This window comes from Methanobrevibacter intestini (assembly GCF_047402955.1).
GTDB lineage: Archaea > Methanobacteriota > Methanobacteria > Methanobacteriales > Methanobacteriaceae > Methanocatella > Methanocatella intestini.
In genome coordinates, this window is sequence record NZ_CP187956.1 from 1918227 (window position 1) to 1932585 (window position 14359).

Consider the following 14359-nt stretch of genomic DNA (forward strand, 5'->3'; position numbering starts at 1 on the left):
GTGATTTTAATGGAAGAATCTGCTCTAGTTGCAAAGGCTGAAAAATATCTCAAAGAGATTTCAAATGACCGTATTAGTTTGAATAATATTGAAGAGTTTGAAAATTTCAAAAGATTATACTATAAACTAGATGACAGATTAAACAATCTACAGGAATTAAAAGAAAGTATGGATGCACAGGGATACACCACTCCTTTTACATCCTTAAATAAATATGGTACAAAAGCAATAGCTGAAGTTTCACTTGAGGAAATGAGTGAAAATAGTAGACATAATCAGATGTTTAGAATGAAAGCTAATGCTAAAAAAAATGTTCTAGACAGAGTAAAATCAGCTATTGATGCTCATAAAATTGCAATTGGACATTTGGAACAATGCGGTTATCTTAAATGTGATTCATGTTATAAGAAATATTCTCTAAGCGAGTTCAGACTTAAAGGTGAAAAATGCAGCTGCAGTCATGAAAATTTCTCTTTTAAAATAAACAGGGATGCAACCTACAGGTTGGAAATTATTCCATATTTGCCTTTGTCCGGCAATTATTTAGTGTTAATGAGTGAATTATCCGGTTATGGAAGAAATTCATTTAAAAAAGTATTAAATATTCTTAAACAGGAACGTAAAGGTCTTGTAAAAACTATTTCTTTAGTTATCCGTTTTAGAGATGAAAATGGACGTTGGATTCGTAAGAACGTAACTCTGGATTCAGAATATATCAATAATTATGAAGAGGAAGTTAGGAACAGATACGGAAAAGACGTCAGAATTGAAGTTTTAAGATTTCACAGAACCAAACCAGCTATTATTGACGATAAATATGTCAGAAATGCACTGGCTATCAGTTATGTTAAATATAGTGAAGACATTATTTCCAGCATTAAAGACTCTATTTTAAAAAGGAAACTGTCTGATTTTAAAAGAATTAACAAATATGATGCCATTCGATATAAATATGAAAATGAAATTCCAGGGTTTATTGAAGAATATGATATTGGAGAGTTAGAATCCTGGAGACAGTCAAAGATTACAGAAGAATTTGAAAAGCTTCATTTCATTGATAAATTCGGTAATTACAACCGTTCTTTAAAAAGAGATTTAAAAATAAGGGAAAATATTGAAAAAACCATATTTGAAAATATGGCTCCTACTTTAATGATGTGGGATATTTTCAGATATTACTTAACAACATCACACAATAACCGTAAGATTAGCAATGGTCCATTTCCATATATTAGAGCAGAACTTGACCGTCAACAACGTAAAGTGTTCCAGACTACTTTTAAAAAGGTTATTAAGGTTTTAAATGAGTTTACAGACTTGAAAATAATTTCAATTCCAGATATGGATCTTATTTTATATGAAAAATTCAAGTTTGAAAAACAGTCCAAAAACTCAAATATTTTATTTAACTATCCTGCTTTAGGTGCTGGTTTAATACATGAACATGGTAATATAGAAATAGAAACTATTGGAAATGTATTAAATATTAATGATTCTAAAATTAAAAAGGAACTTAAAAATATTAATCATATCAGAAAACCGAAAAGTGCAAAATCCAAGAAATTTTTAGATTTAATTAAGAAGTGATGCTTATGGATGAGGATGTTACTTCTGTACATATAACAAAAGGATTAACTTCTTCAACTATTTTGGATTTAATTGAAGAATATCCCAATCTGGAAGAGATTACCTGTTGTCCCAGTATTTTTAATAGGATTTCCAAGAATTATATTGATGCTTTGGACCAGCTTGATATTACTGTTTCTAAAAAGTATAACTGGGGAGCTAAACCTAAATACTCATCATTGGAAAAAGATGTATTGGATTTAGCTAAAAAAGGTAAAAAGGCAAAGGAGATTGCAGGTTTATTGGATATTTCTCAAAATAAAGTTTATTATCTCCTTAGAAAAAATAAACAGGGAATTAAATTCAGTAATTATTCTAAAAAACATGATCATGAGGAAGTCAAATCTTTAAAAGAAGAAGGTTTAAAACCAAAGGATATAGCTTCAAAATTAGATATTCCTCTTAGAACAGTTTATTATATTTTAAATAATAAATAGCTATTTTATTTTTTAATAATCGGAAAGGACTTGATGAAGATAAATAATGTTTAAATTATCTTAAAATCAATAGGACAACAATAACTTAATAAATATAAACTTGTTCTTCCATATATAATATTATAAATATCAGTTATGATTATTTTATATTTTGATAATTATGGGGAAATGAAAGGTTATTTAATTGATTAGTTCACAGTTATTTTAATAGATAAATATCCTGAAATAGTTTTTAAACTAATTTAATGGAGGTATTATGATGATTACATGTAATGTTTGTGGCCATCTGAATGATTCATCAAGAGCAATATGTGAAGAATGTGGATCTGACTTATCAGATAGTCTGGATTGGGGGAATGACTTTGATGACAGTGATGATTTTGATTAAGTGATTCATAAGTATATAAAATTATTTTGAGAGTCTGAATTTTTTCAGCAATGAGTATGAATTGGATATACATAATTCATAGAGAAATTTAATAATTAAATTAAAAAATATTTAGATTTTCATTTTACGAAAGTAAGGTAAATGAATATTTTTTTGGTGTAAATATTTGGTAAAGTAGTATAGTAGGTTTTTTTAGTTATTAAAAAAAGTTTTAGGAAAATAAAATCTCCCTTTAAATTAATTTAATTTGATTATTTGTGGATTTAAAAGTTTTTTATTTTATTTTCCGGATTCTTCTTCTATTTGTTTAATTGATTCAATGTTTAATTGTGTTATTTTTGCTATTTGTTTTATGGTGTAATTTTCTTTTAGCATGTTTTTTGCAGTATTTATTTTTTCTTCTTCTTTTCCTTCTTGTTTTCCGTTTTCGTAGTCTTCTTGTCTCCATTCATCTATTATTTTCATGGTATCCCTCAGTATGTTTGTTAATTTTTTGTGTTGTCTTTCATTTTTGATGAATTTTTCTACTATTAATAATTCTATTCCAAATACAAAATCACTGCTGCATTTCATTGATTTTCTTACTTCATCTAGTGTTTTTACGGTTTTTTCTATTTGTTTGTCTAATGGTTTTTTTGAGCTCATAAATGGAGCTAGAGCTAAATTTAGCATTTCATGGCTGGTTATTTTTTGATTGTTTTTTATTTTATTTTCTATATTATTTATAATTTTATCACCATCAAAGTCTTTTAGTGATACGATTGGAATTGTAAAAACACAGTCTTTGTTTATTTTATATTCCTTTATTTTTGTTTTCTCAGCAGTGCTGATGACTATTAGTATTAGTGGTTTATTGTTTCTTTTTGCATAATCCACAAGTGCCGTGTATAACCTGTATCGTTTTTCATCTATTGTTTTTACAATTGTTGACTAGAATTCAGTTAATACAATTAAATGATCTAATTCCAGTTTCATGTCTGTTTTGTATATTTTAGGATCTAATTCTACTAATTCTGTAGGATTATATGTTAAATTTTCGGATTCAAAGTCTATTTCTTTTATATTTGCATTTGATTCTTTAAGAAGTTTCAATAATCCAAAGCCATCTTCTTTTGTAGCATATTTAAATAATTGATCTTCACTTTGATGAACCATTTTTTCACCTCTTATTTTTATTAGTTATATCCAGTATTATGAACTATCTAGTATTTAAAATAGTTAGTTTTTAAAAATAACAATTTTTAGGTCTTAATATAAAATTTTAAAGTCAAATAAATATTATGATTACAATATAAAAGTAAAGGATGTTAAATTATTTGGAGAGAGGTATGTGATTTATTGACTTAGTTGAGAAGTGAACTTTAGCTAGTTTTATCATAAATTTATTATTCTATAAGTGATAAAAATATCTCTTAAGTGATTATTATGATGTTATTCCCACAACTTCCGTTGTACGCAATAGCAATAATTTGCGGCATTTTATCTTTTTTAGTAACAAGATTATCAATGCCCAGAATTATTAGAAAATTAGAAAAGGCAGATATTGTAGGTAAGGATTTGCATAAATCATGGAAGCCTATTGTAGCTGAAATGGGTGGATTCGGTATCCTATTTGGATTTATAATAGGTATTTTTTCAGGAATATGTATGCATGACATTCTTACATTCCCATTATGTATTGTTTTAATTGTAATTCTTCTTGTAGGAATTATAGGTATTGCAGATGATTTACTTGTACTTTCATCAAAAGAAAAGTTATTCTTATTGTTCCTGGCAGGTATTCCTTTAATATGGGCAGCACCTCCAAATGTTGGAATTGTATATCTGATTTGTATTCCGATAGCTATTTCAATCGGATCCAATTTAACCAATATGTTGGCAGGTTTAAATGGAATTGAATCAGGGCTTGGAATAATTGCACTTACCTCTTTAACAATATCTTGTATTATCTTAGGAAAATATGATGTTACAATTATCAGTATGAGTATGCTTGGAGCTTTAATAGCTTTCCTGTACTTTAACAAATATCCTGCAAAGATTTTCCCGGGAGATACAGGAACCTTAATTATTGGAGCAACAATTGTTTCAATAGCTTTTATAGGTCGTGTAAAATTAATTGCTTTAATTGTGCTTTTACCGAATATTATTGATGCGGCCCTTAAATTTTACAGTGCAGGAGTTATGGAAAGGCAACAGTTTAAACCAACTCAACTGGATGAAAATGGAAATCTGGTAAGGCCCGAAGTAGGATTCAAATCTTTAATCAGGCTTGTACTGCGAAAACCGATTCCTGAAAAGCAGGCAGTTAAAATAATTTGGGCTATTGGAATTGTTTGCGGATTAATTGGTATAATTGTTGCAATAGTAATGCCGGGTGTACTTCAAAACCAGACATTGGCTAATTTCATGCAGATTAAGGAATTCTTTTATCAGTTAGGATGATTTGAATGAAACCTTATGTTATTTTAAATGCAGCTATGACATTAGATGGAAAAATAGCTACTAAAACTGGAAGTTCCAATATTTCAGGTGAAAAAGATTTGAAAAGAGTTCATGAACTTAGACGTGAAGTTGATGGAATAATGGTTGGGATCAATACGGTTATTGCAGATAATCCCAGACTGACAGTTCATAAAATCGATGCAAACCCTGAAGACAATCCTGTTCGTGTAGTGGTAGACAGCAAATGCAGAACTCCAATAGCTGCACGTATAACAAATAAAGACGCAAAAACCATAATAGCCGGAGCTAATGACTATAAATTTGATTTTATTGTAAATGACAGATATGCTAATTTCACTAAAAGGGGAATTGACTTCTTTTTCAGCGGAAATAAAAGAGTTGACCTAAAAGCTTTAATGAATTATCTTTATGAAAAAGGTATTAAAACATTGATGCTTGAGGGAGGTTCAACTCTAAACTTTTCAATGATTAAGGAAGGATTAATTGATGAAATAAGAATTTGCATTGCTCCTTTTGTTGTTGGCGGTAAGGATTCACATACTTTATTTGATGGTGAAGGATTTGACACAATGGATGAAGGAGTAAGATTGGAGCTTTTTGATTCTTTTAAATTAGGGGATGATTTAATCCTGCAGTATAAAGTTTTAAATAAGTGATTTTTTTTCATTTATTCTCTTTTTTTTAAAATATAAATGCAAATGGCGGATTTTTACAGATGCAGTATTTGCAAAGGGATCTTCTGTCTTTTATAAATTGTGCTCTTCCTTTACAGTAATAGCTGTTATTTTTCATGTAAACTTCATCTTCTTTAGGATCATTTCCATAAGGATGCAGAGGCTTTTTAGCTATTAGTGCCAGATACAGGGAGATGTATTTTGTAAATTCTTTAGTTTCATTGTCGTTTGGAGCATATTTGTCAAAATAAAAGTTAATGTCTCCTTTTATTTTTTGAATGACTCCATCGTTTATTTTGAAATCATTTTCAAGCTCTTTTTCATAGATTTCATCATAAACTCCAGAATTATATTTGGCAAGTGATTTGGTAAGGGGATCTTTATATCTATCATCAGTTACCTTGTTTTTCAGATAATCAATTGGATAATCCTTTAGGTTTTCTCTTATTTCATTAAGTAATTTTGATGCTTTCATAAAATCCCTTTAGATTTAAGTAATTCCCGAGGATTATCAACAATAGCTGCCATAGCTTCTTTTTTACTTAATCCTGCTCCAAGAGCTATTTCATAAGATTTTTCAAAGGTAATTAGATTATCCGGTGAATGTGTATCTGTATTTACAAGTAATTTATTACCTACTTCACTGGCTATGTTGGCTACATGACCGTTTCCAAGACAATGGCCACTTCTTGCACTTATTTCCAGATAGATTCCATTTTCTTTTGCAATTTGAGCTTCTTCATAGGTAATCAAACCGGGATGGCCTAGAATGTCTACATATTCGCTGTTGACTGCAGCATAATTGGTTCCTTCAATTACAGGTTCATTTAATGTTTCACCATGAACAACAACAATTTGTGCACCTAAATCTTTTGCTTTTTTAGCTACTCCGTCAATAGATTCTGTAGGCACATGAGTTACTTCAGCACCTAAAACAACCTTGATGTTCCAATTGGCATTAATATCGTCAATAGCTTTTTGTATTTGAGGTATCTGCTCAACATTGGAGTAATCAACATGGTCGGTAATAGCTATAACTTCGTGATTTAAATTAGCAGCTCTTCGGGCCAATTCTGAAGGCAATAATTCTCCGTCACTAAATAAACTGTGCATATGTAAATCTATTCTTTTATTCAAAGTTTTTCTCCCCAGTATAATTGTTATATTATTGAGTTATATCAAATATAATAAATAAATATTGCCCAGTATTTTTTTTAAAATGGAATATACTTAATAACTGTTTTTTATATAAATTATATTTAGATAATAAGGAGATATTTATGTCTGGAGATTTGATTTTATATTTTTCCCGTGCAGGTGAAAATTATTATGAGGGGGATTTGAAAGTAGTTGAAAAAGGAAATACTGAAGTAGTTGCAGATTATATTAAAGAGATAACTAATGGGGATGTTTTTAAGGTAGAACCGGAAATCCCCTATCCTGAAGATTATATGGAATGTACTGAAGTAACTAAAAATGAGAAAAATGGCAGAGTATTAAAGGAAACCCTTGAAGATGTTGGAGATTACGAAGGGGTTTATATAGGATTTCCCATTTGGTGGGGAAAAATGCCGATTGTTTTTGAATCTCAGTTAGATAAATTGGATTTTAAAGGTAAAGTTGTAAAACCTTTTGTTACTCATGAGGGTTCAGGTTTTGGAAAATCTAAAAAACAATTAAAAAAACTATGTAAAGGTGCAGATATTAGAAATGGCCTTGAGATTAAGGGCAGTGATGTTTTAGGTTCAAAAGACAAAGTCAAATACTGGATTAATGATAATTTATAATTTTTTTTAAAGTTTTTTTTATTTATTGCTGTTTTATGTAATATTTTTTTATAATTTAAATAATTTTAAATATTTTAAAATACTACTTTTAATTATAAAATTTATATTGTCTAATGAAAAAAAAGAAATTATTTAATAATTTTTTCAGTACAAAGAAAAAATTTCATTTAATTAAATATTTTTTCTATAGGTAAGATTTTTTTATTAGAAATGGTGGTAAAATATGATTAAAAGAGAACATTATTTAAATCAAATAATTGATTTAATTGATAAGGATATTATTAAGATTTTAACAGGAGTTAGGCGTTCTGGCAAATCTGTATTGTTACAACAGGTTGTTAATCATTTAAAAAATAATGGAATAAAAGAGGAAAATATTATTTTCATTGATTTAGAATCACCAGACTTTCTTAGTTATTCAACAATAAATGACTTAAATGAATATATAAAAAGCAAATCTAATAAAACAGATAAATATTACTTGTTTTTTGATGAAATTCAAAGAATTGAAGGTTGGCAAAGACTTGTAAATGCATATTTTTCATTAGATAATTTTGATGTTTATGTTACAGGATCAAATTCTAAATTATTAAGTGGGGAATTTGCAACATATTTGACAGGACGTTATATTAATATTAAAATATTTCCTTTTTCATTTGTTGAATATTTGGAATACAACAAAGATTCTAATTTGTCCGAAAAAGAATTATTCATGGAATATTTAACATTTGGGGGATTTCCAGCATCATTTGAATTGAATAATAAAATCCAATATTTAAAGGACTTATTTGATTCAATTGTATTTAATGATATTATAAAAAGGTTTGATATTAAAAATGTTGATTTGTTAATTAGATTAACTCATTTTTTAGTATCAAATATAGGTCAGTTGGTTTCAGCTAATAGTATTGTTAAATATCTTAAAAAAGATAGGATAAATGTTTCTGTAAATACTGTTTATAATTATATTTCTTATCTTGAAGAGGCTTGTTTGATATATAAGGTGAAAAGAGAGGATTTAATTGGTAAAAAAATATTAAATCATTTGGAAAAATATTATGTTGTGGATTTAGGTTTTAGAGAATCTATTTTAAAAAAAGATTTGGATATAGGTCAGTCTTTAGAAAATATTGTTTATTTTGAGTTACTTAGAAGAGGATATGAAGTTAATATTGGTAAATACAATACTAAAGAAATTGATTTTATTTGCAGAAAAGGTTCTGAAAAAATTTATATTCAGGTAACTTATATTCTAGCTAATGAAGAAATTCATAAAAGAGAATTTGATCCACTTTTAAAGGTAAATGACAATTATCCAAAATATGTTCTTTCATTAGATGATTTTGATATGTCTTATATGGGAGTTAAACATCTTAATATTATAAATTTTTTAACAGGTAATGAGATTTAAATAATATTAAAAAGTAATTTTATAGTATGGATATTTCAGTTTTTGTTCCGGGTCACATTACAGGTTTTTTTAACATTGAAAACAATGTAAATCCTTTAAAAAATGGGTCCTGTGGAGCGGGTTTTTTAGTAAACAGAGGTGTTTTAACAGATATTTCTTCTTGTGATACTTTAGAAATTGAAGTTAATCAGGGAGATTATACAGTTATCAATGAAGTTTTAAAGATTTTAAAGATTGAAAAACCGGTTAAAATCACTCAGGATATTCAGCTTCCAATTGGAGCAGGATTCGGAACGTCAGCTGCATCTGCATTAGGTCTGGCTATTGCTTTAAATGAATTTTTCAGTTTAGGATATACTTTAGAGGAATGCGGTCAGATAGCTCACAGGGCAGAAATTAATTTAGGTTCCGGGTTAGGTGATGTAATAGCTCAAATGGGTAAAGGCATAGTTTTAAGAACAAAGGCTGGAGCTCCGGGGATTGGTGAAATAAAATCTTTTCCTGATGAAGAAATCATAATAGCTACTAAAACATTTGGTGAAATTGACACTGCATCTGTTATTCAGAATCCAGAATATAAAAAAATAATTTCAGATGCAGGTTTGGAGTTAAAAAACAGATTTGTAGAAAATCCGTCAATTGGGAATTTTTTAGACTTTTCTTTTGAATTTTCAAAAAAGACAAATCTGATGTCTGATGAAGTAAGTGAACTTATTGATTATTTTAATTCTTTGGATGATATTTTAGGTTCTTCAATGGCAATGCTTGGAAATACAGTTTTTGCCTTTGCATATAATGAAGATGTTTTCAAAAACTTAAACATTGAAGGTTTAGATATATATGAACTGGATAATATTGGTATAAAGTATGATAAACATTAGCTATGATATAAAAGAATATAGAAAACAGCTATTTGACATAGTCAATGACGGAAATGTTATTGTTGAGCTGGGATGTCATGTAGGAAACACTACAAAACTAATTTTGGATAAATTTGACAATGTAAAAATAATAGCTATTGATAATAGTCCTGAAGCTGTAGGGAAAATGGAAAAACTTGCTGATGATTATTCCAATTTAACATTTATATCTGGTGATGTAAGACGCCATGAGATTCTTTTGGAAGCTTTTAGGTTAACTCAAAGCTGTGATATTTTGTCTGTTGATTTAGGTGGAGGATATCATCCTGACACGGTTTTTAAAGTATTTTACATTTGGTCATCAACATTCAAACCAGTTCATTCAATAATTAGAAATAAGGGATTAGTTGATTTTTGTAATTCTGCTGTTGTAGGCTGTGAAGATTTTAAATCTCATGAAGGCCATCTGGAATCTTACATTGATGAAGGAATTCCTCCTCAGATTAAAGAATTTGAATTATGGACACCTTCTTTAAGGGAAAAATAGCTAATTATAAATAAATTATTAACAAGATTATTAGTTATGTTAAATGAAAATCAACAAAAAGTAGTGGAATATAAAGGAGATAAACCTTTATTGGTAGAAGCAGGTCCGGGTTCCGGTAAAACAAGAGTTATCATTGAAAGGGTTAAATTTTTAATTAATGAGCTAAAAATCAATCCGAGCAGTGTGCTTGTTATTACATTTACCAGAAAAGCTGCAAATGAACTTAAGGAAAGATTATCTGGTGATATTCCTAAAGATATAATTAATCAAATGCAGATATCTACTATTCATTCATTTTGTCTTGACTTTCTTAAAAATAATGGTATTGTAACTAATTTGTTTGATGATGATTCCGGTGAAAAAAAGAGATTAATTATTCAGAAATATAAATCTGTTTTAGGATTTAAAAATGAATTTTATTTGGCAGATTATCAAATCCCTTCTGTTATTAATAAATTTGATGAATACACTACTTTTAAAGTTGATAGTGATGCTTTGATTAATTATATTAAAGAAACAAGGCCTGTCAGTAAAGAATATGTTGATTTTGTTAATTCATTTAAGTTTTTTCCATTGAGAAAAGTAAAGGAAAATAAAGATTTTAAACAGTCATGGTATAATGCAAGATATCTGCAGACTGCAAGGGCTTATCCAATTTATTTGAAATTGCTGGATAAGTATAATGCTGTTGATTATAATACTATTCAGATAAAAGCTTTAAATTTTTTAAAGGAAAATCCCTCAACTCAGTATAAAAATATTTTAGTTGATGAGTTTCAGGATACTGATCCGGTTCAGGCTGAACTGTTTGAGATTTTACTTCAGAATGCAGAGTCATTTACAGCTGTAGGTGATGTTGATCAAAGTATTTATTCTTTTAGAGGTTCTTTTAGAGATTATTTTGAAGAATTTTACAATAAATATAACTGTAAACTGATTAGTTTGGATTATAATTACAGATCAACAGATAACATTATCAAAGCCAGTGAAATGTTTATCAAACCTCAAAGAAAAGAGTATTCTAAAAAACATCTTGTTGGCATGAGAAATGAAAATAATGAATCATATATTTTAGAAAATGCTGATTATAATGAAGAAGCAGATAAAATATTTAATTTAGTTAAAGATTTAAAAGATTCCGGCAAAATTAAACAGTATAGTGATGTAGCTATTTTATATCGTTCTATTGTTTCAAATAAGAATATTCCTATTTTAATAGAAGAATTTAAAAAGAACAATATACCTTATCATATTTCCGGAACTGATGATTTAATAGAAAGTGATGAAGTTAAATCTGTTTTAACATTGATTTATTATATAACCCGTAAGCTTGATAATTCCTATGGGATGTCCAGATTGGAAAGAGACTGGCTGAATTTAAAAGCATTTTGCGGTTATGATTTCAATCCTAAATTTAGGGATTTATCTGGTCAAACTAAAGAATATTTAACTAAATTACAGGATGATTATGAGGAGTCTATTTTAGAAACAGAAAAGGAAGTTTATCTTGAATTAACCGGTAAGAAAAGCAGAATTAAAAAATTAAGTGGTGTTTTCAATAGAACTGAAGATGTTTTAATTGAAATATTTAAAAGAATCAGTAAACCTGCTGTTGATTTAGATTTGATTAAAAACAAAGAAGACAGGGCATTTTTTACTAAACTGGAAAGCTTAAGGGAAGATATTTTCAGGGATGGTGATGACGAGGAAAAACCAACAATATTGGATGTTTATTATGAATTACTGGATTTGTGCGGTTATCTTGATGAATCAGTTATTAATGAAGATGACTATGATTTTGAACTTGAAAATCTGGCTAGAATTTCAGGGATTATTTTTAATTATGAATCAATTATCTCAAAAGATGATGTTAAAGGATTGTTTTTCTTTTTAACTAATATTATTGAAGATTACGGGTCTTTTAATGATGCTGTTGATGGTGTTCAGTTAATGACTATTCATAAAGCTAAAGGATTGGAGTTCCCAGTAACTATTGTATCATCATTAGGTGAAAATAAATTTCCGATGCTTCCAAAAGATCCTGAACGTAAAAAAGATACTGTTAATATGAGAGACACTTTTTACACTCCAAATAACTGTTTAAATTATAAGGATTATACTGAAAATCAGGAAATAGATCTGGAATTGGCTGAGGAAAACAGGGTTATTTATGTAGCTATGACTCGTGCTCAGGATGTTTTAGTTTTATCTATTGTTGGTGAAATGCCTGCAGATATTAAACGAATATCTTCATTTTTTAATGAACATTTGAATTTAAATAATGTTTCTATAAGCAGTATTGGTTCTAAACCGGAAGAAAGTAAACTTAATTTAAGCTATTCCAGTTTTGCAGATTATAACAACTGTCCTTGGAGATATAATTTATTAAACAAGCTGCATTTTAAAGTTTCACAAAAAGAAGTTACAAAAATGGGTTCTATTATTCATGAAGCTCTGGATATTATAAATCAGGAAATTAAGGAGGCTGGAGAAATATCTGAAGGTGACATTCAGAAAATAGCTAAAGATACTTATTACTTACATGGTGGAACAGATGAGGAATTTAATGAGTATATGGATTCAGTATTTGATTATTATGATGAATTCGGATTTAAAATAACTGTTGTTGATTCTGAAGTTCCATTTTCAATTGATAGGAACAATTATCGTTTTAATGGGGCTATTGATTTAATTTATAAAAATCAGAATGGTGAATATGGTATTTTAGATTATAAAAACACGGTTTTCAATGATTATAATCGTAAAAAGTATGCTCAGCAATTATTAACTTATATTTTGGCTCTAAAAAATGATTTCAAGTATTGTGATGTTGAAATTACTGAAGCAAAAATATATGCAATTAAATCCCGAAGTTTAATTGATTTTAATATTGATGAATCCAAATTAGCTACTCAAAAAGAGGAGATTGAAAATACTGCTGATTTAATTAACAGCCATGAATTTAATAAGAATGAGAGCAGCTATTGTAATATCTGTGAGTTTTCAAAATATTGTAATGGTTAATTTTGACTTTATTTGTTTGTGAAAACATTTAATTTTTATTGAATGAAATAATATCATTTTTTCAGTAGCATATATTATTTTTAACTTTTATTTATATTGTGTTTAACTTTGAATATTTTTTCATTTATTTTGCTTTATTTCTTTTAAAATATTAGTTTGGATATTATATGCTATTTATATTGTTAATGGGGTGTTTGTATAAAAATTTTTTAGGATTTATTTGATTATCATAAGATAATTCTGAAATAGATTTACCATAATCTTTATATATTATTTTGACTAATATAAATTATGTATACTTTATGTGTATTTTAATTTTTAGGAGATTTTAAAAAATGAATATGAAATATTTAATAACTGCTTTAATTGTAGCTTTACTTTCATTAAGTACTGTAGGTGCAGTTGATATTGATGCTGTAAATGATGCAATTATAAGCGATAATGATAATAATACTCCAGTTATTCCAGATCATGGAAATGAATCTGTTGTAACTGATAAAAATGCAAGTACTGTAAATAATACTACTAATTCATCAAACAGTACTGATAATGTAAATTCCACTAATATAACAACTGGAAATACAACAAATGTAACTACTAATGGTACTTTAAATGTTACTAATGGAACTAATGGTACAGTAAATATTACAAATCAAAGTAATGTCACTGTAAATATTACAAATTCCTCAAATGTAACTGTTAACACTACCAATTCCTCAAATGTAACTGTTAACACTACAAATTCAACTAATACTACTGTAAATGGTACTAATACTACAAATACTACTGTTAACACTACAAATTCAACTAATACAACTGTTAACAATACAAATACAACCAATACTACAGTAGACACTGGAGATAATTCAACAAACACTACTGTAGATAATGATGATAATTCAAAAGATACAGTTGTGAATACTCCTGATTCAAATAGTGTTCATGTTACTGGTGATGGTGCTGATGATGTAGTATTTAATGATAGTCAAGCTACTACTTCTTCATCTGATTTAGCAAAAACCGGTATTCCAGTAGCTATTCTTATATTAGCATTATTCTCTATTATTGGTGTATCATTTAAAAGAGAATAAATAGAAAGTATCATTAATTTGATACTTTTTTAACTTTTTTTAACTAATGTT

At 27.9% G+C, this 14359-nt stretch carries 13 protein-coding genes and 1 pseudogene; 11 read left to right on the forward strand and 3 right to left on the reverse strand.

The window, feature by feature from the left end:
- Positions 1-9 precede the first annotated feature (9 nt).
- From ACMC9J_RS09040 to ACMC9J_RS09050, 3 genes are all read left to right on the forward strand, one after another.
- On the forward strand, positions 10-1587 hold the full coding sequence (locus tag ACMC9J_RS09040; protein WP_427003279.1) for a DUF530 domain-containing protein: 1578 nt from the start codon (positions 10-12) through the stop codon (positions 1585-1587).
- A 5-nt stretch (positions 1588-1592) separates the two neighbouring features.
- Entirely contained in the window at positions 1593-2063 is a 471-nt protein-coding gene (locus tag ACMC9J_RS09045) for a hypothetical protein (RefSeq protein WP_094516459.1), read from the forward strand.
- Positions 2064-2319: 256 nt separating this feature from the next.
- The gene (locus ACMC9J_RS09050; protein WP_256468734.1) at positions 2320-2451 is read left to right on the forward strand and encodes a hypothetical protein; all 132 of its coding nucleotides are present in this window, start codon (positions 2320-2322) and stop codon (positions 2449-2451) included.
- A 279-nt stretch (positions 2452-2730) separates the two neighbouring features.
- Here the strand turns inward: ACMC9J_RS09050 and ACMC9J_RS09055 are convergent.
- Positions 2731-3606: pseudogene (locus ACMC9J_RS09055) on the reverse strand (hypothetical protein).
- 270 nt (positions 3607-3876) lie between these two features.
- Between ACMC9J_RS09055 and ACMC9J_RS09060 the strand changes: the two are divergent.
- Entirely contained in the window at positions 3877-4893 is a 1017-nt protein-coding gene (locus tag ACMC9J_RS09060; protein ID WP_019266118.1) for an MraY family glycosyltransferase, read from the forward strand.
- Positions 4894-4898: 5 nt separating this feature from the next.
- The gene (locus ACMC9J_RS09065; RefSeq protein WP_019266117.1) at positions 4899-5570 is read left to right on the forward strand and encodes a 2,5-diamino-6-(ribosylamino)-4(3H)-pyrimidinone 5'-phosphate reductase; all 672 of its coding nucleotides are present in this window, start codon (positions 4899-4901) and stop codon (positions 5568-5570) included.
- Between the two features lie 25 nt (positions 5571-5595).
- On the opposite strand, the gene ACMC9J_RS09070 is transcribed toward ACMC9J_RS09065, so the two are convergent.
- Both ACMC9J_RS09070 and ACMC9J_RS09075 read right to left on the reverse strand, forming a co-directional pair.
- Positions 5596-6063, reverse strand: a complete 468-nt coding sequence (locus tag ACMC9J_RS09070; RefSeq protein WP_019267465.1) for a DUF2115 family protein — start codon at positions 6061-6063, stop codon at positions 5596-5598.
- Positions 6060-6725, reverse strand: a complete 666-nt coding sequence (locus ACMC9J_RS09075; RefSeq protein WP_019266115.1) for a histidinol phosphate phosphatase domain-containing protein — start codon at positions 6723-6725, stop codon at positions 6060-6062. The genes ACMC9J_RS09070 and ACMC9J_RS09075 overlap by 4 nt, the downstream gene beginning before the upstream one ends.
- A 143-nt stretch (positions 6726-6868) precedes the next feature.
- On the opposite strand from ACMC9J_RS09075, the gene ACMC9J_RS09080 reads away from it, so the two are divergent.
- From ACMC9J_RS09080 to ACMC9J_RS09105, 6 genes are all read left to right on the forward strand, one after another.
- Positions 6869-7375 carry a flavodoxin gene (locus ACMC9J_RS09080; RefSeq protein ID WP_427003280.1) on the forward strand — a complete coding sequence of 169 codons (507 nt, stop codon included), beginning with the start codon at positions 6869-6871 and terminating at the stop codon, positions 7373-7375.
- A gap of 223 nt (positions 7376-7598) precedes the next feature.
- On the forward strand, positions 7599-8786 hold the full coding sequence (locus ACMC9J_RS09085; RefSeq protein ID WP_019263991.1) for an ATP-binding protein: 1188 nt from the start codon (positions 7599-7601) through the stop codon (positions 8784-8786).
- Positions 8787-8812: 26 nt separating this feature from the next.
- Positions 8813-9667, forward strand: coding sequence for a pantoate kinase (locus tag ACMC9J_RS09090; protein ID WP_427003281.1), 855 nt, complete (start codon positions 8813-8815; stop codon positions 9665-9667).
- Entirely contained in the window at positions 9654-10193 is a 540-nt protein-coding gene (locus ACMC9J_RS09095; RefSeq protein ID WP_427003282.1) for a class I SAM-dependent methyltransferase, read from the forward strand. The genes ACMC9J_RS09090 and ACMC9J_RS09095 overlap by 14 nt, the downstream gene beginning before the upstream one ends.
- 36 nt (positions 10194-10229) lie before the next feature.
- Positions 10230-13217 carry an ATP-dependent DNA helicase gene (locus tag ACMC9J_RS09100; protein WP_427003283.1) on the forward strand — a complete coding sequence of 996 codons (2988 nt, stop codon included), beginning with the start codon at positions 10230-10232 and terminating at the stop codon, positions 13215-13217.
- Between the two features lie 335 nt (positions 13218-13552).
- Positions 13553-14308, forward strand: a complete 756-nt coding sequence (locus ACMC9J_RS09105; protein ID WP_011953652.1) for a hypothetical protein — start codon at positions 13553-13555, stop codon at positions 14306-14308.
- Positions 14309-14359: the final 51 nt, after the last annotated feature.

What these genes read in the sequence shown, in the direction of transcription:
- ACMC9J_RS09040 (WP_427003279.1), top strand. Translation starts at nt 10, where the DNA reads ATGGAAGAATCTGCTCTAGTTGCAAAGGCTGAAAAATATCTCAAAGAG.
- ACMC9J_RS09045 (WP_094516459.1), top strand. Translation starts at nt 1,593, where the DNA reads ATGGATGAGGATGTTACTTCTGTACATATAACAAAAGGATTAACTTCT.
- ACMC9J_RS09050 (WP_256468734.1), top strand. Translation starts at nt 2,320, where the DNA reads ATGATGATTACATGTAATGTTTGTGGCCATCTGAATGATTCATCAAGA.
- ACMC9J_RS09060 (WP_019266118.1), top strand. Translation starts at nt 3,877, where the DNA reads ATGATGTTATTCCCACAACTTCCGTTGTACGCAATAGCAATAATTTGC.
- ACMC9J_RS09065 (WP_019266117.1), top strand. Translation starts at nt 4,899, where the DNA reads ATGAAACCTTATGTTATTTTAAATGCAGCTATGACATTAGATGGAAAA.
- ACMC9J_RS09070 (WP_019267465.1), bottom strand. Translation starts at nt 6,063, where the DNA reads ATGAAAGCATCAAAATTACTTAATGAAATAAGAGAAAACCTAAAGGAT.
- ACMC9J_RS09080 (WP_427003280.1), top strand. Translation starts at nt 6,869, where the DNA reads ATGTCTGGAGATTTGATTTTATATTTTTCCCGTGCAGGTGAAAATTAT.
- ACMC9J_RS09085 (WP_019263991.1), top strand. Translation starts at nt 7,599, where the DNA reads ATGATTAAAAGAGAACATTATTTAAATCAAATAATTGATTTAATTGAT.
- ACMC9J_RS09090 (WP_427003281.1), top strand. Translation starts at nt 8,813, where the DNA reads ATGGATATTTCAGTTTTTGTTCCGGGTCACATTACAGGTTTTTTTAAC.
- ACMC9J_RS09095 (WP_427003282.1), top strand. Translation starts at nt 9,654, where the DNA reads ATGATAAACATTAGCTATGATATAAAAGAATATAGAAAACAGCTATTT.
- ACMC9J_RS09100 (WP_427003283.1), top strand. Translation starts at nt 10,230, where the DNA reads ATGTTAAATGAAAATCAACAAAAAGTAGTGGAATATAAAGGAGATAAA.
- ACMC9J_RS09105 (WP_011953652.1), top strand. Translation starts at nt 13,553, where the DNA reads ATGAATATGAAATATTTAATAACTGCTTTAATTGTAGCTTTACTTTCA.